Annotated in this window: 18 protein-coding genes and 2 pseudogenes; 16 read left to right on the forward strand and 4 right to left on the reverse strand. The window is 68.3% G+C overall.

Annotated features, from left to right (window positions below):
- Positions 1–535 precede the first annotated feature (535 nt).
- The 9 genes from ACIRJP_RS20295 (at position 536) to ACIRJP_RS20335 (ending at position 9,855) form a co-directional block, all read left to right on the forward strand.
- Positions 536–1,933 carry a sensor histidine kinase gene (locus ACIRJP_RS20295; protein ID WP_404175780.1) on the forward strand — a complete coding sequence of 466 codons (1,398 nt, stop codon included), beginning with the start codon at positions 536–538 and terminating at the stop codon, positions 1,931–1,933.
- A 2-nt stretch (positions 1,934–1,935) separates the two neighbouring features.
- A complete protein-coding gene (locus ACIRJP_RS20300) occupies positions 1,936–2,367 on the forward strand; it encodes a roadblock/LC7 domain-containing protein (protein ID WP_383722194.1) in 432 nt (143 codons plus the stop codon).
- Complete coding sequence (locus tag ACIRJP_RS20305) at positions 2,364–2,747, forward strand: DUF742 domain-containing protein (protein WP_266737707.1); 384 nt, start codon at positions 2,364–2,366, stop codon at positions 2,745–2,747. The genes ACIRJP_RS20300 and ACIRJP_RS20305 overlap by 4 nt, the downstream gene beginning before the upstream one ends.
- Complete coding sequence (locus tag ACIRJP_RS20310; protein WP_401877145.1) at positions 2,719–3,339, forward strand: GTP-binding protein; 621 nt, start codon at positions 2,719–2,721, stop codon at positions 3,337–3,339. Before ACIRJP_RS20305 ends, ACIRJP_RS20310 begins: the two co-directional genes overlap by 29 nt.
- Positions 3,336–4,628, forward strand: a complete 1,293-nt coding sequence (locus tag ACIRJP_RS20315; protein WP_404175784.1) for a cytochrome P450 — start codon at positions 3,336–3,338, stop codon at positions 4,626–4,628. Before ACIRJP_RS20310 ends, ACIRJP_RS20315 begins: the two co-directional genes overlap by 4 nt.
- A 218-nt stretch (positions 4,629–4,846) precedes the next feature.
- The gene (locus ACIRJP_RS20320; RefSeq protein ID WP_404175787.1) at positions 4,847–5,872 is read left to right on the forward strand and encodes a polyprenyl synthetase family protein; all 1,026 of its coding nucleotides are present in this window, start codon (positions 4,847–4,849) and stop codon (positions 5,870–5,872) included.
- A 46-nt stretch (positions 5,873–5,918) separates the two neighbouring features.
- Positions 5,919–7,517, forward strand: a complete 1,599-nt coding sequence (locus tag ACIRJP_RS20325) for a prenyltransferase/squalene oxidase repeat-containing protein (RefSeq protein ID WP_404175790.1) — start codon at positions 5,919–5,921, stop codon at positions 7,515–7,517.
- Entirely contained in the window at positions 7,514–8,893 is a 1,380-nt protein-coding gene (locus ACIRJP_RS20330; RefSeq protein WP_404175793.1) for a cytochrome P450, read from the forward strand. Before ACIRJP_RS20325 ends, ACIRJP_RS20330 begins: the two co-directional genes overlap by 4 nt.
- Positions 8,890–9,855: a terpene synthase family protein gene (locus ACIRJP_RS20335; RefSeq protein ID WP_404175796.1), complete on the forward strand. Its 966-nt coding sequence runs from the start codon at positions 8,890–8,892 to the stop codon at positions 9,853–9,855. The genes ACIRJP_RS20330 and ACIRJP_RS20335 overlap by 4 nt, the downstream gene beginning before the upstream one ends.
- Before the next feature lie 301 nt (positions 9,856–10,156).
- On the opposite strand, the gene ACIRJP_RS20340 is transcribed toward ACIRJP_RS20335, so the two are convergent.
- On the reverse strand, positions 10,157–10,885 hold the full coding sequence (locus tag ACIRJP_RS20340) for an SDR family oxidoreductase (protein WP_404175799.1): 729 nt from the start codon (positions 10,883–10,885) through the stop codon (positions 10,157–10,159).
- Between the two features lie 234 nt (positions 10,886–11,119).
- On the opposite strand from ACIRJP_RS20340, the pseudogene ACIRJP_RS20345 reads away from it, so the two are divergent.
- Together ACIRJP_RS20345 and ACIRJP_RS20350 are read left to right on the forward strand one after the other, a co-directional pair.
- Positions 11,120–11,342, forward strand: a pseudogene (locus ACIRJP_RS20345) (IS5/IS1182 family transposase); the annotation flags it as partial.
- Between the two features lie 120 nt (positions 11,343–11,462).
- Positions 11,463–12,122 carry an NADPH-dependent FMN reductase gene (locus ACIRJP_RS20350; protein ID WP_404175802.1) on the forward strand — a complete coding sequence of 220 codons (660 nt, stop codon included), beginning with the start codon at positions 11,463–11,465 and terminating at the stop codon, positions 12,120–12,122.
- A gap of 24 nt (positions 12,123–12,146) precedes the next feature.
- On the opposite strand, the gene ACIRJP_RS20355 is transcribed toward ACIRJP_RS20350, so the two are convergent.
- Positions 12,147–12,659, reverse strand: a complete 513-nt coding sequence (locus ACIRJP_RS20355) for a hypothetical protein (RefSeq protein WP_404175805.1) — start codon at positions 12,657–12,659, stop codon at positions 12,147–12,149.
- A gap of 366 nt (positions 12,660–13,025) precedes the next feature.
- Between ACIRJP_RS20355 and ACIRJP_RS20360 the strand changes: the two genes are divergently transcribed.
- Entirely contained in the window at positions 13,026–13,217 is a 192-nt protein-coding gene (locus tag ACIRJP_RS20360; RefSeq protein WP_404175808.1) for a hypothetical protein, read from the forward strand.
- A 164-nt stretch (positions 13,218–13,381) separates the two neighbouring features.
- On the opposite strand, the pseudogene ACIRJP_RS20365 reads toward ACIRJP_RS20360, so the two are convergent.
- Positions 13,382–13,592, reverse strand: a pseudogene (locus ACIRJP_RS20365) (NAD(P)-dependent oxidoreductase); the annotation flags it as partial.
- 437 nt (positions 13,593–14,029) lie between these two features.
- On the opposite strand from ACIRJP_RS20365, the gene ACIRJP_RS20370 reads away from it, so the two are divergent.
- The 3 genes from ACIRJP_RS20370 to ACIRJP_RS20380 all read left to right on the forward strand — a co-directional run bounded on the left by ACIRJP_RS20370 (position 14,030) and on the right by ACIRJP_RS20380 (position 17,620).
- Entirely contained in the window at positions 14,030–14,536 is a 507-nt protein-coding gene (locus tag ACIRJP_RS20370; protein WP_404175810.1) for a SigE family RNA polymerase sigma factor, read from the forward strand.
- A gap of 586 nt (positions 14,537–15,122) precedes the next feature.
- Complete coding sequence (locus ACIRJP_RS20375) at positions 15,123–16,346, forward strand: glycosyltransferase (RefSeq protein WP_404175812.1); 1,224 nt, start codon at positions 15,123–15,125, stop codon at positions 16,344–16,346.
- Positions 16,343–17,620, forward strand: a complete 1,278-nt coding sequence (locus tag ACIRJP_RS20380; protein ID WP_404175815.1) for a glycosyltransferase family 39 protein — start codon at positions 16,343–16,345, stop codon at positions 17,618–17,620. Before ACIRJP_RS20375 ends, ACIRJP_RS20380 begins: the two co-directional genes overlap by 4 nt.
- Before the next feature lie 311 nt (positions 17,621–17,931).
- On the opposite strand, the gene ACIRJP_RS20385 is transcribed toward ACIRJP_RS20380, so the two are convergent.
- The gene (locus ACIRJP_RS20385; RefSeq protein WP_404175818.1) at positions 17,932–18,810 is read right to left on the reverse strand and encodes an alpha/beta fold hydrolase; all 879 of its coding nucleotides are present in this window, start codon (positions 18,808–18,810) and stop codon (positions 17,932–17,934) included.
- 112 nt (positions 18,811–18,922) lie between these two features.
- Here ACIRJP_RS20385 and ACIRJP_RS20390 point away from each other — a divergent pair.
- Positions 18,923–19,922: BTAD domain-containing putative transcriptional regulator (locus ACIRJP_RS20390; RefSeq protein ID WP_404175821.1), on the forward strand; the 1,000-nt coding region annotated here is incomplete at its 3' end.

The raw sequence follows: 19,922 nt of genomic DNA on the forward strand, positions 1-19,922 counted from the left end.
CACGCCGTGCGCGATCAGCGAGAACCCGGTAGGCGAAGATCGTCCGGTTCGTAACTGTGCGCGCCCACCAATACCGAGTGAACAGATCAACTCCAGTAAGCTGACCGCGTTTTAGGAAGTGGCAAGGCCGCTGGTCGACTCGTGCGACGGCGGGAAGCACCCGATGCAGCCGACGTTCGTACTCCTCGACGGAGCTCTGATGAACCCTGTTCGTTCGCGTTCAGCAAGCTCCGCCCCACGATCGTTTCGGGGGGTCGGAGTCGCGCGAGGGCCTGCCGGGCGACCGTCGACACATGTGGGGATCGCGGTTTCGGGACGTTGGCCGACTCGGGCGATTCACCGGGCCGCGCCGCGGCCTGGCACTCGCTTGTCCGCGGCGGCGCTCTTCCGCCGTACGAACGGCCCACGCACTACCGACTTGCCACATTGTTCTTCCTGTCCACCAGTTCTCCGGGGACCGCGCACACCCCCTGCGGGGGAGTGAACCGCTGCGCTGTTCTTCGAAGGCTCGATCGACCCCCTAGGACCACCCTCCGTGACCTTGTCCTCAAAAATCGCCATTGCCTTTGGCGTCTTGTCTCTCCTCCTAGCAGGCTGGGCGCTGCTGCTGGCACGCTCGCGCCGCAAACACATACGGCAGGGCAGAGAGCTGTCCGCGGAGGCTCAGGCCGCCAATTCCCGTGTGCAGGCTGCCGAGGGCCGTACCCGGACCGAGGTGCAGAAAAGGCAGGCCGCAGAGTCGCGCACGCAGGAACTCACTGCTCGCGAGGCGGAGATTCTCGACGAAGTACGTCACCTCGTCTCCGACAGGCTCCCCGCTCTCGCACTGCACCTGATCAGCTCTCATCACCCCGTCCCCGGACTCCTGCACAAGAACCTCGCGGGGTCCGAGGCCGCCCAGCTCCTCGACGCCCTGCCCGAAGCGGTTTCCGGCATCGTCCTCAAGGAGCGGCGCCGCATCGACGCCGCTGCTCGGGCTGCTCTTCGTGGCGCGACTCAGGAGTCCCAGGCCCTCTCCTACCGGCTGCAGACGAATATCGTGGGTCTGCAGCACGAGTTCAGCGCGCCGCCGCGTCTGACGCAGAGTCTGCTCGAGTCCGACCACATCAATGAGCAGAATCTGCGCCTCACGCAGAGATCCGCCATCGTGTGCGGCGGCTGGCCGGGCCATGTCCGTAAGGACACCTACGTGAGCGAGGTCGTCAGTGGTGCCTCCTCACGACTGCGCGGCTTCGACCGCATCAACATCGTTTCGCGGCTGGGCCTTTCCAACATCGGCGTGGTCGGGCGTGCCGCCGAACCAGTTGCTGTGGTCTGCGCCGAGCTGATGGCGAACGCGCTGGAGCACTCCCGTGACGACCTCATGGTGGATGTCGGGTTGATCCAGACTGGCAACGGCAGTGTGTGCATCACGATCGACGACGCCGGCAAGGGCATGACCGCAGAAGCGCTCGCCCGCGGCCGGAGTCTGATATCAGGTGAACAGCAGGAGGTGATGCTCCTCGAACTCGGCGATCCGCCGTCCATGGGCTTCGCCGCCATCGGCCGTCTCGTCGTCGACTACGGCCTCCATGTCTCCATCGACACTTCCTCTCCCTATGGCGGGGTGCGCGCTGTGGTGTCCGTTCCCGAGAACTTGTTGACCTCGATCGACGAAAACGCCACACCTCCGTCGGTCATGGCTCCCCAACCTGCCGTGGCGCCACAGGCCCACAAGCGGCCCGCCGCCGACTCGCCCGCACACGCGCCCGCGCCGACCGGCGCGTCCGCGCTACCGCAGCGCCGCCGCCGTTTCTCAGCGACAGCCACCAATGACGAGACCGCCGCAGCGCCCCGCCCCTTGAACCCGGAAGACACCGGTGCCATGTGGAGCGATTTCCAAAGTGGCCTCACCGGCGACCGGTCCGTCACCGATTCGGAGTCAACACTGTGACCATGCCTGAAACCCACGAAGAGACCGGCCCGTCCGCCTGGGTCCTGAAGCCCATCACCGAAATCCGTGGTGTCCGGCACGCCCTGACGATGACTCTCGACGGGATGGTCCAGGCCATCTCCGAGGATCTCACCAAGGACGAGGCGGACGGCATCGGTGCGATGACTGCCGCGCTGCACTCCGCCTCCCGTGCCGCCACCAACGCCGTTCTGGGCGTCCCTCGAGGCACTCCGCTCAAGACCGTCACCTCACACAACGACCGGGGCATCTACATGGTCATGCCGGTCGGAGAAGGAACCAACACCCTGATCGCGGCAGCGGGCGACGAGGACATGCCCATGGGAGTGGTCGCGGCCACCATGGCCCGCCAGGCAATGAAACTCGGCGAACAGATAATGTCCGTTCCCGCTCGTACCAACGACGGGGCGTCATGAGCCGCGGCCAGGAACAGCGACGGCTGCTGCCGGCCTACCTCGCCACCGGGACCAACCCCGGTGCCGGCCTCTCGGGCACCCTGGATTCGCTGGCCGCTCTGCGTGCCAGTGGTCTGCCCCTCGCGAGGTACCACACAGCGGTGCACCAGCGCGTGATCGAGCTCCTTACCGACGGGTCTCTCAGCGTCGTCGAACTGGCCGGCTATCTCGGCCTCCCGGTCAGCGTGACTCTGGTGCTCGCCGAACAACTTGTCAGTGACGGTCAGTTAAAGGCCACCGTCCCGATTCCGGACGCCCTGCGCGCGTCGAACGATGGCCGACCGTCGAAAGAAGTCCTGGAAGAGGTTCTGAGTGGACTCCACGCTCTCCTTGCCGCCTAGCTCGCCTCCTGTCTACCTGCCCGAGGGAGAACACCGAAGGATCAAGATCCTCGTTGCCGGCCCGCTCGGCATCGGCAAGACGACCGTGGTCAAGTCGCTGTCGCAGATTCCGACACTGCACACCGACGAAGTCATGACGGACGCAGCGGTCGCCACCGATGACCTCAGCCACGATGTCCTGCGTGACAAGACCACCACCACGGTCGCCATCGACTTCGGCCGTCTGACGCTGCCCGGCGACAAGATCGTTCTGTATCTGTACGGAACTCCGGGGCAGCGCCGCTTCCTTCCGCTGTGGGAAGGCATCGCGTTCGGAGCGCTCGGTGCCCTCGTCCTGGTCGACACCCGGCGGCTCAAGGATTCCTGGGAAGTGATGGAACTCATCGAGGAGCGCGGTTTGCCGTACGCCGTCGCTGTCAATGTCTTCCCTGACTCACCCAAGTACGACTTGGCGCTCATCCGCTCGAAGCTCGACCTCGCCCCGGAGACACCACTGGTCACCTGTGACGCACGAGAGAAGAACAGCGGCCTGCACGCGCTCGCCCAACTGACCGCCCATTCCATATCCGTTGCCGGAGTCAAAGCCTCGTGACGCTCACACCAGCCGAAGCCCCCGTGTCCCTGCACGGGGCCGAACACGCCGCGAATCCGCAGCGCAGCTATGAACTGCTGCGCAGGCAGGGACCGGTCGGCGTAGCCGAGGTGGCCCCCGGTGTCGTGGTCAACCTGGTCACCGACTACCGAGCCGCGCTCGACCTCCTCCAGGACACCGATACGTGGACCAAGGACACCCGGAGCTGGCTGCCACAGGTGCCGGAGGACAGCCCGATCCGGCCCCTGGTGGAGTGGCGGCCGAGTCTGTTCTTCGCCGACGGCGAGGCACACGCACACCTGCGACGTGTGATCACGGACAGCTTCGGCCTCCTGGATCCCCATGATGTGCGTGCCCTGACATTCCGCTTCGCCGACACGCTGCTCCGGGAATTCGCCGATACCGGGACCGTCGACCTCGTCCGCCAGTACGCGCAGCAGCTGCCCCTGATGGTCTTCAACGCCCTGTTCGGCATGCCGGACGAGGACGGCCCGCGGCTCGTGTGGGCGCTCGAGGCGATGATGGACAGCGATCCGGAGCGACAGGCACTGGGCGGGCAGGCGTTCGGCGCCTACCTCGAAAACCTCTACGGGACCAAGGCGGCACAGCGCGGCCACGATCTGACCTCCTGGTTCATCGATCATCCCAATGGGCTGAGCCAGGAAGAGGCCGTCAATCAGATCCTCATCACCCTCGGGGCCGGGAACGAGCCACTGTGCAACCTCATCGCCAACACGCTCGTCCGCTTGCTCAGTGACGACCGCTACTTCGGCACCCTGACCACCGGGAGCCTGCCGATCCAGCACGCCATCGACGATGCGCTCTGGCACGACGCGCCGCTGGCCAACTACAGCGTCCACTTCCCCAAGAAGGACGTGACCTTCCACGGCGCCCGCATCGCTGCGGGCTCGCCCGTCATGGTGTCGTACGCCGCCGCCAACACCTGCCCCCACTCGGGCATCCCGTCGGACGGCTACCGCTCCGGGAACAAGGCTCACCTGGCCTTCGCCGCAGGACCCCATACATGTCCTGCCCGTGACGTCGCCACGCTGATCGCCACCGCCGCCATCGAGAGGCTCCTGACCTACCTGCCGGACATCGAACTGGACGTTCCCGCAGAAAAGCTGACCTACCGCCCTGGGGCTGTTCACCGGACGCTCACCGCGCTTCCGGCCCGATTCACCCCGCTGACCCCCGACGCCAACGGGGCCACCCCCTGGAGCCGGAGCCCTTCCCGCCCCGAGCGGGACACCTCATTCTCCCCGACATCAGGCGGCACCGAGGCGTAGAAGCCGTATCACCTGCCGTCCATCGTCACGTAGCGGTGGTGCCGTCCGGGAGCCGGCCGGCACCACCGCCACAACCCCAGGGAGGAAACGCGGGTCTGTTGACCCGTCCTCTGCAAGAACGGAACCGCGACGACGGTTCCCGAACGAAAGAGGATCAATTGCCGGCGACACAAACCCTTCCCACAGGACTCCCCGACCTCTCTTCCCTACGACAGAAGGTGGGCGCGGCTCTGACCGGTTTCCTTGACGCCAAGGAACGTGCCGCGCCAGGAATCGAGCTGCTCCACCTGACCTCCGCCCTGCGCGGACTCCTGACCGGCGGAAAACGACTTCGGTCCCTGCTGTGCCTGTACGGATGGCAGGCCGCCGGAGCAACAGGTGACATGACTGCTGCCGTTCGCGCTGCCGCCAGCCTCGAACTGTTCCAGGTGTTCGCCCTGGTACACGACGACGTGATGGACGACAGCGATATCCGCCGCGGCCGGCCGTCCGCCCACCGTGCACTGGCCACCGCGTACACCGAGAGCGGCGGCCCGGGCAGCAGGGCCGAGGCGCACGGTCTGGGCGCGGCCGTCCTTCTCGGCGACCTCGCCCTGGTGTGGTCCGACGACCTCCTGCGAACAGCGGACCTCAGCCCGGGGCGGCTGGCGCAGGTGCTGCCTCTGGTGGCCGAAATGCGGAGCGAGGTCATGTACGGCCAGCTCTTGGACCTGCAGACCACCGGCCGCCTTACCGGTGATGTCGATACAGCACTGCACGTCATTCGATACAAGACCGCCAAATACACCATAGAACGGCCTCTGCACATAGGGGCGGCAGCGGCCGGAGCGACCCAGCCCGTTCTCGATGCTTGTACCGGTTTCGGCATACCACTAGGAGAAGCGTTTCAGCTGCGGGACGACCTGCTCGGGGTCTTCGGCGACCCTGCCGAAACAGGGAAACCGGTGCTGGACGATCTGCGCGAGGGCAAGGCCACCGTCCTGATGGCGCTCGCGGTCCAGCGAGCCTCCACGGCCGAACTGAAGACACTGCGCGAGCTCGTCGGGCGAAGCGACCTCAACGAGGAACACGCAGCCGCGGTCCGCACGATCCTGAACTCCACCGGAGCCCGGCTGACCGTGGAGGAAATGATCGCCACACGACGGGCCGCCGCCCTGGCCGCCCTGGACGACGCTCCCTTCCCAGGGGATGCCACGGCATCCCTGCGCCGGCTCGCCCTGGACGCGACGGCCAGACAGACATAAGGCGTCGCCGCACTCCGCCAGTCAGAACCCGAAGAGGAGTCGCCCCATGAGCATCAGCACGCCCATTGGCACGTCCTACGCCGAACGAGCCACCAACCTGGTAGACAGGGTCGACCAGGACAGCTGGGGAAGCGTCCGTCCCTCCCTGTACGAGACGGCCCGCGTCCTCTCGGCGGCGCCGTGGCTGCCCGAGGAGCCACGGCGGATCACGTACCTGCTGGAACAGCAGGCGACCGACGGAAGTTGGGGGGAGGGACCGCTGCCCTACCGGCTGCTGCCGACACTCAGTGGAGTGGAGGCCGCACTGGCTGTCCTGCGAAGGGGCACCGCGTCCGCAGAGGTCACCGGCCGGCTGACGGCCGCGGTGAACAGAGGACTCGACGCACTGCGATCCCTGCCATCGGCGGGCCCGTGGCCGGACACGGCCGCAGCGGAAATACTCGTACCCAGCCTGGTAGCCAAGATCAACGAGAAGCTGGACTCCCTGATCACCGGCGGTGACATACCTGGTTTCGGTGGCCCCCGGCTGCCGGTCCCGGGTGGCTTCAACGCGTCGGCACCCGCTTCCGTGGCCAGGCGTTACGAGTCGGCGGGCAGCCTGCCCGTCAAGTTTCACCACACGTTCGAAGGCATGGACAGCTACATCTCACCGTCTCTCTTCCCTGATGCCGACGGCCTGCTGGGCAGCTCGCCGGCCGCCACCGCGGCACGGGCAGCGCGGTTCCCCGCTACTACCGCTCAGGCCGTCGATGACCTCACCGCAGTGGCGCAGCGCTACGGCGGTCTCTTCCCCGAGGCCGCGCCGCTCCGCGTGGTCGAACGGCTCTGGGTCGCTGCCGCGCTGGCGCGCGCCCACCTGCCCGCCGCCGCTCTTCCCACTGTCCGTGGGTGGGCCGAGGAGATCTACGATCCGCAAGGCGTACGCGGTGCTCCCGGCCTCATGACCGACGCCGACGACACTGCCATGGCGGCGCTGGTTGCATCGCTCGTCGGCCTGCAGTACGACCTGGCACCGCTGGACCTGTTCCACAACGGCAGCCACTACGACTGCTACATCGGCGAGGACACCGGATCGGTCACCGCGAACGCCCACGCCCTCCAAGCCCTCGTGAGCTACCTGCGGCGCTGCCTGACCCCAGAGCTCACGTACGGCCCCCGAGCGGCGAAGCTCTGCGACTGGCTGACCGGCCAACAGCAACCCGAGGGGCACTGGACCGACAAGTGGCATGCCTCCCCCTACTACGCCACCGCGCGAAGCGTCACCGCGCTCGCCCAGTACGGCGGCCATCACGCGTCCAGGGCCGTACAGAGCGCTGCCGCGTGGACCATTGACACTCAGCGCGCCGACGGCTCCTGGGGCGTGTGGGGCAGCACCGTCGAAGAAACCGCATACGCCGTCAAAATCCTGCTGAGCGCCGCCACACCCACACCGCAGCGGCAGCACACCCGGGCCCTGGATCTTGCTGAAACGTATCTGCACACTGCCTTGCACCCCGGCCACCGACACCCCGCCCTGTGGCACGACAAGACCCTGTATGCGCCCACCGCAGTGATCGAGGCCGAGGTGCTGGCTGCGCGGGAGTTGCTGCGGGCACGTCGCGCAGCCGCATGTACAGAAGCAGATGTGGAAAGGACGGACGCGTGACACCTGACATAGATGTGACTGCCGACATGGACGTTCCGCCGACAGCCCCGGGGAGGCTGCCGCTCATCGGACACGTCGTGCCCCTCCTCAAGGACCGTCTGGAGTTCGTCGAACGCCTGCGTACATACGGGCCGATCGTCCGTATGTCGGTCGGCCTCAAGAAGGTGACCGTGGTCAACTCCCATGAGCTGATCCACGAAATGCTCACCAGTAAATCCGGTTCCTTCTCCAAGGGGCTGCTGGGCGAGAAGCTCAAGCTCTTCGGTCAGTCGGCCTTGCCGGTCGCGGAGGGTGAGCCGCACCTGCGCAGGCGCCGCCTGCTCCAGCCCGCCTTCCACCGCGAGCGGATCAGCGGGTACGTCAACACCATGCGGGAAACGGTGGAGCCGTCCATCACGGGCTGGCGTGAGGGGGAACTGCTGGACCTGAAAACCGTAATGGGGCTCATGGCCCAGGACGTGGCCATGTCGGTGTTGTGCTCCTTCCGCGCGGAGCACGAACGAGCGCGCGCGATCCTCGACGCCGTCGACACGGTCTTCACGGCCGCCATCTGGCGCACCATGGTGCCCGTGTCCTCGCTGGAACGGCTGCCCACCCGCAGCAACCGGCGGCTCAAGGCCGCCCGCAGCCTGCTGCGCAGCGAGGTGGCGAACATCATCGCGGAGCGCCGGGCGGCCCCCGACGCCCACGACGACCTCGTGACACTGCTCCTGGAGGCCCGGGACGAAACCGGTGCGCCACTGCCCGACAACGAGATCCTGTCGGAGATCATCGGGCTGCTGGCCGCGGGCTCCGAGACGACGGGAGTCATGCTGGCCTGGTTGTTCCACGAGCTGGGCCGCGACCCCGAGCTGGAGCGCAGGCTGCACGAGGAGGTCGACTCCGTGGTCGGAGAGGGACCGATCACCGCCGAGCACGTCCCCCGACTCGCCTTCACCCGCAGACTGGTCAGTGAGACCCTGCGCCTGCACCACGCCGGATGGCTGGTGACCCGGCAGGCCACCAAGCCCGTGTGCCTCGGGCAGGCCAGCTTGCCGGCGGGGGAGCAGGTGCTGTGGAGTCCCTACGCACTGCACCGGGACCCGGTCCTGTACCCCGACCCGCTGCGCTTCGACCCCGACCGCTGGCTGCCGGAGCGCCCCCAGCCGCCGCGAGGCGCCTTCATCCCCTTCGGGTCAGGAAAACGCATGTGCATCGGCGACGCGTTCGCCTGGACGGAGGCGATCGTCATCACGGCGTTCATCGCGTCCCGCTGGCGGCTGCGGCCCGTTCCCGGCGCCACCGTGGAGCCGGTCGGGCTGCTCACGGTGCACCCGTCGGACCCTCGTATGGTCGCCGAAACCAGGCAGCGGGCAGTCGCGGGGGCAGCCGCATGAGCCACACCCGAAGCCCGGCCGCGCGCACCCTGCCGATGCCCGACCTCCGAGGCTCTTTCCCCGGCCCCTTCGCCACCAGCCCGTATGCCGACGCCATCGAGGAGCAGACCGCCCACTGGCTGGGCACCTTCCCCTTGGTCGGTTCACCCGGCGAGGCGAAGGCCCTCTGCAACATCACGGCCCAGGGGGTGGCTCGTCTCCTGCCCACGGCGGACCGGGACGGCGTGTTCCTCTGCGCCGATCTCTTTCTGTGGCTCACCGCGTTCGACGACGTACACGGCGAGGCCGAAGGAGGCCGTGACACAGCCCGCCTGGTCCGCCGCATCAGTCACTGTGTCCACGTGCTGTCCGGTCACGACGAGCCGGCGGCCGATGACGACGCCGGCCTCGCCGCCCTGAGGGAGCTCCTGCACCGGTTCCGGGAACGGGCCACGCCCACGCAGTATCTACGGCTCACCGCGCACCTGCGGGACAATCTCTTCGGCATCCTCTGGGAGGCCCATCACCTCGACAGGCCCGACCAGGTCACCCTGAGCGACTATTACGCGATGCGCCCGCACACGGTCTTCGTCCGAACCGTCATGACGACCGCGGAAGTCGTGCTCGGATACGAACTCACCGAGGGTCAGCGAGCCTCGGCAGCAGTGCGGGAACTGGAGAAGGCCGTTGCCCACCTTGCCGGGTGGATCAACGACCTCGCCTCGTACGTGAAGGAGACGGATCGCGGTCGTCAGACTCCTCTGAGCCTGCCGACACTGCTGATCCGACACCGCGGGTGCGACCTCGAAGGGGCGTTCCGCCTGGCCTCCCGCATGTGCGAGGACCAAGCCTCCACCGCACGCCTTCGACTCACCGAACTCCGCGCTACCGGCAAGAACGCACTCCCGGGTCACGCTCACGCCATGGAAGCCGTCGCAGCCTCCTACGTGTGGCACATAGGGCACGCCCGCTACCAGCGTTAGACACGCCGCCGCGCGTCACCCTCCGTTTCGCATGGTCCGCACGGTACTGAGCGCCGGTCAGTCCAGCCGGGGCTCATGCCGACGGTCGACCGTCGCGACGTCCACGGGCCCGTCGCACCCCGAGAGCCGTGGCGCGTCTATCCCGGCGGGACCGAATGGCTGCATGCGAGTCCCCCGCCCTCCGCCTGACCTGGGATCGGGGGACCTCAGCCGGATCCCCATCCGGCTCAAGCCGCGACACCCTGCGCGCGCGCAACGGAAGGACTGCCGGGCTGGGACAGGACGCGCGGGGGCGGGAATGTCAGGAGAGCCAGTCGGTGTAGCGGGTGGGGGAGAGGTGGGCGTCCTTGTCGGTGAGGACGTCCCCTTTGACGGCGGCGAACATGCCGGCGGTGGGGTCGGTGACGACCGTACGGTTGTCGCCCTTGTGGGTCAGGGTGATCCGGCCGAGCTCGTCCAGGTTGAAGATCTCGGGGCCTGCGATGTTGCGGATGCCGTTCAGCGGGGCGCCCGCGGCGACCTCCGCCACCGTGCTGGCCACGTCCTTGGACGCGATCGGCTGGATCGGCGTGGCGGGCAGCCGGACGGTGTCGCCGTCGGTGGTCCAGGACAGGACGGCGTCCATGAACTCCATGAATTGCGTGGCCCGGACGATCGAGTAGGGGATCGGCCCGGCCGCGAGGATCTTCTCCTGAAGCGTCTTGGCCCGGTAGTAGTCCAGCTCCGGGACCTGGTCGGTGCCGACGATCGAGAGGATGACGAAGTGGCCGACGCCGCCCTTTCGGGCCGCGGTCAGAAGGTTGTCCATCGAGGTCTGGAAGAAGGCCGGGGACGCTTCGTCGAAGGTCGGGGAGTTCGTCAGATTGACGACGACGCCGGCTCCCGCCACTGCCTCGTCCAGTCCCTGGCCGCTGATGACGTCGACTCCGGTGGACTGCGAGTGAGGTACCGCCTCGTGTCCCGCGGAGTTCAGATCCTTGACGACCTGCGCCCCGATCAGCCCGGTACCGCCGATGACTGCGAGCTTCATGACATACCTTTCGTTGGGATTATGTGCGCAATATGGCATATGAACAGCTATGTGGGTGTGGCATGAAACGGTTCGTTGATGGGCCGAGGAGGGGCGGTGTCGGAGACCGTCGACGAACGTGACCGCTTCGCCGAGCTACGCCCGGCCTATACGGGCGTCGCCCGCTGTGACGTCTTCGAACCCGGCCGACATGCCGCAGAAGAGGATGAGGTCGTCCGGGGGCGACAGGACCTCCGCGACGGTCCGGGGGCCGCCTCGGTAGCCGCGGGCAAGGCGTACTCGCCCCGCGCCAACCGTGCCCACCTGCGTAAACACCGCTCCAAGGCGGTTGTCCCGGAGAAGAAGGACCAGGTGGCCAACCGCAAGAAGGAGGGCAGTCGGCGGTCCTCCCGTCACTTTCGACGCCGGTCTTTACCGTGATCGCAACACCGTCGAGCGGCTGATCAACCGGCTGAAGCTTCTCCTTCCTTCGGGCGAGCTCTTCCGGCCCCCTGGAGAATGAAGGCCCCACCATGGAACCAATGGTCCGGTGGTGCCCGGACCAAGCACGGGCCCCCGCGACCAAAGGACGTATCACATGCCCAGGGAGGCCCAGCCCGGCCCGCTGCGGGTGCTCGTCTTCGGCGCCGCACTGCGGGCCGATTCATCCAATGCCCGCCTCGCGTCGCTCGTGGCCCGGCTGATTTCCGACACCGGCGCCACCGTCGACCACGCTGCGATGCACGATTTCGGCATGCCCTTGTACGACGGTGACGCGGAGGCCGCCGAAGGGCTGCCGGACGGCGCTCTTTTGCTGCGTGACCGGATCGAACAGGCCGACGCATTCGTCATTTCCTCGCCCGAGTACAACGCCTCTGTGCCGGGCCTGCTGAAGAACGCGATCGACTGGGTCTCGCGTGTGCGGCCGCAGCCGTTCAAGACCAAGCACGCGATGCTTGTCTCCGCCTCGCCGTCCCTGGTCGGCGGCAACCGAGGACTGTGGGCGCTGAGGGTCCCCCTGGAGCACCTCGGTACCCGTGTCTATCCGGACATGTTCAGCCTTGCCAACAGCTACCAGGCCTTCGCGGAGGACGGAACGCTGATCGACCCGGAGCTGCAGCAACGTCTGTCCGAAACCGTGGCCGGTTTCCTCAGCCTCGTCGAAGCCGATGTGCGTTACGTCTGTCTGGAGCGCCGGTGGTACGAGTTCCCGGGTGACCGTACTGAGGCGTCCATCACCCAACGGGCCGAGGAATGAGCCCGACCGAGGGAGGCGGCGCGCTCAGCAGCGACGGCCCGGGTAGGCCGGGTCGTCGGTGATCCTTACTTTCTGGGGCGTGTTCCGGGGGAAGGTCCAGATCCGGCCGGAGGTGCTGACCGCGGTCACCGAGGTGTCGTCCAGCGTGATTTGGTGGAACGGATCGGACCAGGCGGAGACGGCGAGCCACTCCAGGGTGCTCTCGTCGTCCTCCCGGGTCAGCGCGACCCAGCCGATGGATCCGTGATGGGCGGACTCTCCCGCCCAGGCGCGGCTTCCCTCGTGGGTGTGCGTGGCGAGCGCGGAGTCGACCTCCACCCAGCTGTCGGTACTCCATTCGGTGGCGCGCAGGGCCTCGGTCCAGTGCCAGCTCTCGGCCCGCGGATCGTCGAGCCGGTCGGGCGTCTGCAGACGCAGCAGATCCATCACGGTGAGAGAGCCGTCGGCGAACACGATGAAGTCCCCGTCGGGCGCCTCCCGGTCGCGCCATCGCCGGCGCACCTCCCGGGCCATGGCCGTCGTGGCCGAATCGTTCATGCGCGGCATTGTGTCACGGGGCATCCCGCGAGTGGCTTCGCTCAAGTGCAAGGCCCAGGCCGACGGCTGGACCTGAGTGGACGTCACCAGCGGCCGCACTGTCCAGCAGGACTCTGAGAGGACGGTGCGTGAGCTGATATCCGATTCTGGGTGAGGTCGGAGCAAGGCTGCTGCTCGTCGGCCTGGTCGTCTACTGCTCCCTGGCGAAGCCGCCGACGTCGGCTTCGGCGAGGACGTTGAATCTGCCGGAGCGCCCAGTCCGCATAGGATGCGCTCCACGGACTGGTCGTACGGGCGAGGGGTTGGGGACTGAAGGTGTTCGGGGGCAGAAAAAAGGAGGGCGGGCTGCCGAGGATCCCGCGGAGCGTGGATCCTCGGCGAGCCAGTGTCCTGCCGGTTCCGGCCAAGGCGCAGGCCGACGCGCGCATGTTCATGCTGGGTGGCGACACCATCCGGGCGGTCAAGGTGATCGTGGACGCGACGGGCTACGACCTGCGCCAGGCCCGGGACATCGTGTATGCGCTGGTCTACGACATCGAGGTGCCGAAGGGAAGCTGAGCCGAGACGCGACGCACGCGGATCCGACCGCCCTCCGTGATCGTTGCGGTGAGGCTCGGGCCTGGTGATCACAGGACGCGTTCGAGAGCTGATACTGAGCCGGAGAGCGGGAGGGCCAACGGATCGCTGCGGTTCGTTGGCCCTTCTCGCGCCGTGATGGGGCGTCAGTGCGCCACGGTGAAGCGCCCGCCGATGTGCTTCGGCTGCTCGACCTCGTCCAGCAGTGACACGGCGTAGTCCTCGGTGGAGATCCGGCTCTCGCCTTCCGCGCCGATCAGCAGGTCCTCCAGACCCGCGGTACGCGCCGGTGCGTTCGCCCGGAGTGATGACGGCGGCCGGCGACAGGTTGGTGGCGGTCCGCAGGAAGTCCAGCGCTGCCCGCTCCAGCACCGACAGTTGGTGGCGCGGGGCGAGGATCTCGATGTCCTTGTCCCGATCGCTCATCGGTAGCAGGCGCAGCACGGCGAACGCGTTCGCCATGCCCAAGCAGGCCGGTCGCAGCAGCACGGTTGGTCATCATGCGGCGTTGAGTCGACGGCCGCGCGACGGTACAGACCCGACCGACCGCGCTCGACATCCCGTACACCCCGCACACCAGCTCAGACCAGCGCGGATGAGGTTATCGGCAAGCGCAGGGCCGGGGCCGTCGAACCGCGTCCTCGTTCTCGGCGTCGCTGAGGGGACGGAGGAGCGTCTCGCACTTGCCGTTGACATGCCCTGTGACCCAGATCACGGGCTGCAGGTGCATCGTGGGTCGCACGCCAGTGCCTTTTACAGGGTGTAGGCAACCGGCGAGAACAGGGACAGTGTGGATGGAGCAGAGTCGAGCCCGTGCGTTCGACGAGTTCGTGGCTGCCCGCTGGTCGGTGCTGGTCCACCTGGCCCGTCTGCTCGTCGGAGGTGATCGGCATCGGGCCGAGGACTTGTTGCAGGAGTCCCTGGTCAAGCTCTGGTTCGTCTGGTCCAAGGTCGCGGATGACGCCCCGGAGCTGTATGTCCGCAAGGTGATGGTGCGTGCGGCGGCACGCTCGGGACAGCGGCGCTGGTGGGGTGAACGCCCCGTCGAACAGCTGCCCGAGACGGCGGTGGTCGGCGATATGTCAGCGGACGTGGCGGAGCGTTCTCGGCTGGAGGCCGCGCTGGCCCAGTTGTCGCCGAAGCAGAGGGTGGCGGTGGTGATGCGCTACTACCAGGACCTGCCCGAAGGGCAGGTGGCGGAGGCGCTCGGGTGCCCGGTGGGCACGGCTCGGTCCCACGCCGCACGCGGGGTGGCGCAGCTGAGGCAGCTCCTGGGCAATGTGAACGAGCCGGTGCGGTGAAGGAGAACCCCATGGATCACTTCGAGCGGCAGCTGGCACGGATGATGCGCGAAACCGAGGCGCCCGCACTGTTCGAGCCGAAGCACCGGGAACGTCTCCGGGCAGGGGTGCGTGTCCGCTGTCGGAAACGGGCCGCGCAGAGGGCAGTCGGCTCCGTCCTGGCCGTTGTCGGTCTCAGTGTCGGGATGCTCCTGCTGCCCGGCCGTGCGACCCAGGTCGAGCCCAGCCACCCCGGCCCGAAGCCCGCGGCGAGCCCCTCGCTCTCCGCCCCGCCCGCGACACCCGACGCGTCCTTGAGCGCGCCTCCCTCCTCGGACACCTCCACTGCCCCAGCGTCCCCGGACGGGACCCCTGCAAGCGCGCCGCCGGTCACGACCGGGAGTACGGCCACGGCCACCGAGACCCTGCCGGGGGGCACGGAGGGCGTGTCGCCGTCCTCGACCTCGGCTCCGCCTTCGAGTACGGCGACCGCGCGGAACTAACCGTCGACCGCCTCGTCCACGCTCGTCACCCCGTAGCACCGTGGCGCACCGTCGCCCCAAGCGTCTCCGGCCCACCCCGTGCAAGGTCACAAAAAGGATAGAACATGAGAAACCAAGGGTCACTTGCCCTGAAGGACCTCAGCCGACTGCCATACCGCGCACCGGTGGCGACGCACCACCCGGAGCCCGTCCTGGACGTGGTCGTCCCCGTGTTCAATGAGGAGAGAGATCTGGAGCCGAGCGTGCGGCGGCTCCACGCACACCTGCGCGAGACCTTCCCCTATCCGTTCCGTATCACCATCGCCGACAACGCAAGCACGGACAGCACCCCGCGGATCGCCGCTCGGCTGACGGACGAACTGCCCGAAGCGCAGTGGCTTCGGCTGGCCGAGAAGGGACGCGGCCGGGCGCTGCGTACCGCCTGGTCGCTCTCGTCGTCCCCCGTACTCGCGTACATGGACGTAGACCTGTCCACGGAACTGACGGCATTGCTGCCGCTTGTGGCCCCGCTGCTCTCCGGCCACTCCGACATCGCCATCGGCACCCGCCTGGCCCCCGGTTCCCGGGTGGTGCGCGGCCCCAAGCGAGAGATCACCTCTCGTTGCTACAACGCCCTTCTGCGCTCCGTCCTCGCCGTGGGATTCTCCGACGCGCAGTGCGGATTCAAGGCGGTGCGGCGTGATGTGGCCCAGCGACTGCTGCCCCTCATACAGGACTCGGAGTGGTTCTTCGACACCGAACTGCTGGTGATCGCCGAGCGTGCCGGGCTGCGCATCCATGAGGTGCCGGTCGACTGGGTGGACGATCCCGACACCCGGGTCGACATCCTCGCCACGGCACTGGCCGACCTGCGCGGCATCGCCAGGATCAGCGGGGCACTGGCGCGGGGCACGCTGCCGCCGGGCGGGTCGCTCCGCGATGTTGGCACCGACGCACCAGGCAGGCTCGCCACCCAACTCGTGTGCTTCGCCGCCGTAGGAGCCGTCAGCACCCTCGCGTACCTGCTCCTCTACGCGGCGCTGCGCCCGGTGGCCGGATCCCAGGCCGCCAACGCACTCGCGCTGCTGGTCTGCGCCGTCGTCAACACGGCCGTGAACAGGCGGCTCACCTTCGGCCTCCGTGGCCGCAGCGGTGTGCTGCGCCACCAGGGCAGGGGCCTGGTCGTCCTCCTGATCGGCCTGGCGCTCACCGGCGGATCGCTCGCCGCTCTGCACCACGCGGTGCCCTCGGCCGGTCGGGCCACCGAACTTGCCGTACTCCTCGCCGCCAACCTGACCGCGACACTGCTGCGGTTCTTGTTCTTCCGAACGTGGGTGTTCCGCGCATGATCAGGACCACGGCCCGTACGACCGCGACCGCCACCCTGAGCTGGAACGCGAGGCTGTCGCAGCAGCCCGCCACCACGGGCCCCGACCGCGGACGGCTGCGCCGCACAGCCGAGTACTACGGCCCCGTACTGGCCGTCTACGGCACGCTCAAGTTCATCGGCTTCGCCACCTTCATGTGGCTGCTGCACTCCGCCGGGGACTACCGCACGAAGCACCCGCGCTTCGGCGGAGGCGCCCACCCGTGGGACGTCCTGGCCAGCTGGGACGGCTGGTGGTACCAGCAGATTGCTGTGCACGGGTACGACCCTCAGCTGGTCCCGATCCCCGGCGCCACCGGCCCGATCACCCTCGAGGGGAACTCGGCGGCGTTCTTCCCGCTCTACCCGGCGCTGATGCGGCTGGTCTCCGAGCTCACCGGTCTCGGCCCGTACGGCGCCGGCCTGCTGGTCTCCGTCGTCGCCTCGTTGGCCGCCGCCCTGGGCATCTACGCCGTCACCGAACGCCTCGGCGGCAGACGGGCCGGGCTGGCCGCGGCCGGACTCTGGGCCGTCTGGCCCGGTTCCGGCGTGGAGTGGGCGGTCTACTCCGACTCCCTCTACGTGGCCCTGGCCGTCTGGGCCTGCCATGCCGTCCTGAGCCGCCGCTGGCTCGCCGCCGGTCTCCTCACCTGCGTGGCAGGGCTCAACCGGCCCACTGCCGCGGCGCTGATCGCCGCCGTCGCCGTCGCGGCCCTGCTCGCGCTCTACCGCCGCCGGGACGGCATCCTGCGTCCGATGGTCGCGATGGCCGTCGCCCCGCTCGGCCTCCTCGCCTATCTCGGCTGGGTGGGGCACCAGATGGGCGACTACGGCGGCTACTTCAGGCTTCAGTCCGATGCCTGGGCCCACGAGTGGGACTATGGCCGGCACACCCTCGACGTCCTCACATCCGTCCCGGTGGGCCACTCCGACTATCTCTCCGCCTGGCCCTTCGCGGATCTGATCGGCGTCGGTGTCGTCCTGCTCGCGCTCGCACTGCTTCTGCTGCTGATCAGGCTGCGTCCCCCAGTGGTCCTGATGGTCTATACCGTCCTCACCCTCGTCCTCGTCCTTGGCAGCCAGCAGATATTTGGCAACGTCTCCCGCTACCTGCTCCCCCTCTTCCCGCTCTTTCTCCCGCTGGCCCTCGCCCTGCGCCGGCTCAGCCTGACCCACCAGCTCATGCTCCTCGGCATCGCAGCCCTGGCTTCCGGCTCGTACGCGGGCTACGGCCTTTTCGAACTCGGTGTCCCGTAACTGGCAGACCCGGGAACGGATTGAGCCGTTACTGGACGCGACGGGAGTCATAGAAGCCGTCGATGTACTCGAAAAGTGCGAGGTTCGCTCGGCACGTGTCGCGAAGACGCGACCGCGCACGCACTCGGGCGCCTCGTTCGGATCGTTGTACTGCCTCGGCTACGGCCTCTCAACTGAAGGAAGCAAGTTGTGCCACGAGTGTCCGCAGGTGCCTTTGCAGCCGGTCTCCCTGCGGCGGGTGTCGGCGACGGAGGGGCCTGCGGCCCTTCCGCGACCCCGACGCCGCCGAGGACGACGAGGGAGCATGGGACTCAGCGGGCCAGCAGGTCCTGGACGGCCGCCGCGATCTCGTCGGGTGCCTCCTCGGCCATGAAGTGGCCTGCTCGGGTCAGCCGGTGGTCCAGGTCCGGCGCCCACGCCTTCCACACCGCGGCAGCGTCGTAGCCCAGCTGTGCGCCCCAGTCCTGCTGGATGACCGTCACCGGCATGGCCAGCTGCGACCCGGCGTCCAGGTCCGCCTGGTCGTGCGTGACGTCGATGCCCGCCGAGGCCCGGTAGTCCGCGACGATGGACGTCACTGCCGCGGCGCTCGCGCTCAGGTATTCGGCACGCACCTCCTCGGGCATGGTTGTCGGGTCGTTGGCCCAGGCATCGAGGAACGAGCCGAAGAACGCGTCCGCACTGCCTGCGATCATCGCCTCCGGCAGGCCCGGCGGCTGCGCCATCAGGAAGAGGTGGTAGCCGACCGCCGCCGAGACGCCATGCAGGACGTTCCACATGTCGAGCGTCGGCACGATGTCGAGTATGCCCAGGTGGGTGATGGTCTCCGGGTGGTCCAACCCCGCCCGGAAGGCGACCAGGGCGCCCCGGTCGTGGCCGACGAGGGCGAAGCGCTCGTGGCCGAGCGCCGCCGCCAGGGACACGATGTCGGCGGCCATGGTGCGCTTGGCGTACACATCGGGGTCGGTGGCCGTCGGCTTGTCGCTGGCGCCGTAGCCCCGCAGGTCAGGACAGATCACCGTGTGCCCGTCGGCGAGCCGCTCGGCGACGTGTCGCCACATCAGGTGGGTCTGGGGAAATCCGTGCGACAGCACGACCGGGCTGCCGCTGCCGCCGACAGCTGCAGCCAGCTCCACACCGTCCGCACCGGGCAGGCGGATGTGATCGAAGCCGGGAATGGTGAGCGTCATGAGGGACCGTCCTTGCGGGTCGGGGACTTGACCGGATCAGCTTGGGCGACGGCGATCAGCAACCGATCAGTACGATTGGGAGCAGCAGGCCCCTGGCGCGGAGGATGAGGGCATGCGAATCGACGTGCTCGGTGTGGTGCGGGCCCTCCGCGACGACGGCAGCCCGGTTGACCTGGGCGGACCCCGCCATCGTGAGGTACTCGCCCGGCTCGTCGCCGCCGAGGGGCGGATGGTCACCACCGACACCCTCGTCGGTGACCTGTGGACCGATCCACCTGCCCGCGCCGTGGGTGCTTTGCGTACGTTCGTCGCAGCGCTGCGACGCGCCCTCGAACCCGACCGGCCGCCCCGCAACCCGCCGCGCGTCATCGTCACCGAGGGCCCCGGCTACGCGCTGCGCCTGCCGCGCGATGAGGTGGACGTCCACCGGTTCCAGGACATCCTGGCCCGAGCCCGCCGCAGCCCCGACGTGGTGGCCGACCTCGGCGCGGCACTCGCGGCCTGGCGCGGACCCGCCTACGCCGATGTGCCCGACTCCGCATGGGCGCAGCGCGAGCGGGCCCGGCTGGAGGAATTGAGGTTGGAGGGGGTGGAACTGCGCGCCCGGATCCTTCTCGACTCCGGGGAAGGGGCCGACCTCGTAGCCGAACTGGGTGCCCATGTCGCCGAACACCCGTGGCGCGAGCCGGCCTGGGGGCTGCTTGCCCGCGCGCTGTACCACGCGGGCCGCCAGGCCGACGCGCTGGCCACCCTTCGCCGCGCCCGCGCGATGCTCGTCGACCACCTCGGACTCGACCCCGGTGCCGAGCTTCAGCGCCTGGAGACGGACATCCTCAACGGGGCCGTTCCCGCTGAAGGAGCACCTACGACGTGGACAGGCGCTGGTGTGCGGCTCGGCCCGCGCACCACCATGGATCTGGCCCGCACCCTCGCACTGGCGGGTGGCGAAGCCCTCGTCCACTCCCGGCGCGACCGCCTCGCCGCCATTCATGCGGCGGAACGCACGGGAGACCTTTCCGGGACCTGTCCCCGAGTGGTGGACACCTCTGAGCCCGGCCCCGGCAGGGGCCGGGTAGGAGGGATCTCTTATGGTGATGAAGGTCTACTCGCCC

It is taken from the genome of Streptomyces sp. NPDC102437, from assembly GCF_044765565.1.
Classification (GTDB): Bacteria; Actinomycetota; Actinomycetes; order Streptomycetales; family Streptomycetaceae; genus Streptomyces.

What these genes read in the sequence shown, in the direction of transcription:
- ACIRJP_RS20300 (WP_383722194.1), top strand. Translation starts at nt 1,936, where the DNA reads ATGCCTGAAACCCACGAAGAGACCGGCCCGTCCGCCTGGGTCCTGAAG.
- ACIRJP_RS20305 (WP_266737707.1), top strand. Translation starts at nt 2,364, where the DNA reads ATGAGCCGCGGCCAGGAACAGCGACGGCTGCTGCCGGCCTACCTCGCC.
- ACIRJP_RS20325 (WP_404175790.1), top strand. Translation starts at nt 5,919, where the DNA reads ATGAGCATCAGCACGCCCATTGGCACGTCCTACGCCGAACGAGCCACC.
- ACIRJP_RS20335 (WP_404175796.1), top strand. Translation starts at nt 8,890, where the DNA reads ATGAGCCACACCCGAAGCCCGGCCGCGCGCACCCTGCCGATGCCCGAC.
- ACIRJP_RS20340 (WP_404175799.1), bottom strand. Translation starts at nt 10,885, where the DNA reads ATGAAGCTCGCAGTCATCGGCGGTACCGGGCTGATCGGGGCGCAGGTC.
- ACIRJP_RS20350 (WP_404175802.1), top strand. Translation starts at nt 11,463, where the DNA reads ATGCCCAGGGAGGCCCAGCCCGGCCCGCTGCGGGTGCTCGTCTTCGGC.
- ACIRJP_RS20355 (WP_404175805.1), bottom strand. Translation starts at nt 12,659, where the DNA reads ATGAACGATTCGGCCACGACGGCCATGGCCCGGGAGGTGCGCCGGCGA.
- ACIRJP_RS20370 (WP_404175810.1), top strand. Translation starts at nt 14,030, where the DNA reads ATGGAGCAGAGTCGAGCCCGTGCGTTCGACGAGTTCGTGGCTGCCCGC.
- ACIRJP_RS20375 (WP_404175812.1), top strand. Translation starts at nt 15,123, where the DNA reads ATGAGAAACCAAGGGTCACTTGCCCTGAAGGACCTCAGCCGACTGCCA.
- ACIRJP_RS20380 (WP_404175815.1), top strand. Translation starts at nt 16,343, where the DNA reads ATGATCAGGACCACGGCCCGTACGACCGCGACCGCCACCCTGAGCTGG.
- ACIRJP_RS20385 (WP_404175818.1), bottom strand. Translation starts at nt 18,810, where the DNA reads ATGACGCTCACCATTCCCGGCTTCGATCACATCCGCCTGCCCGGTGCG.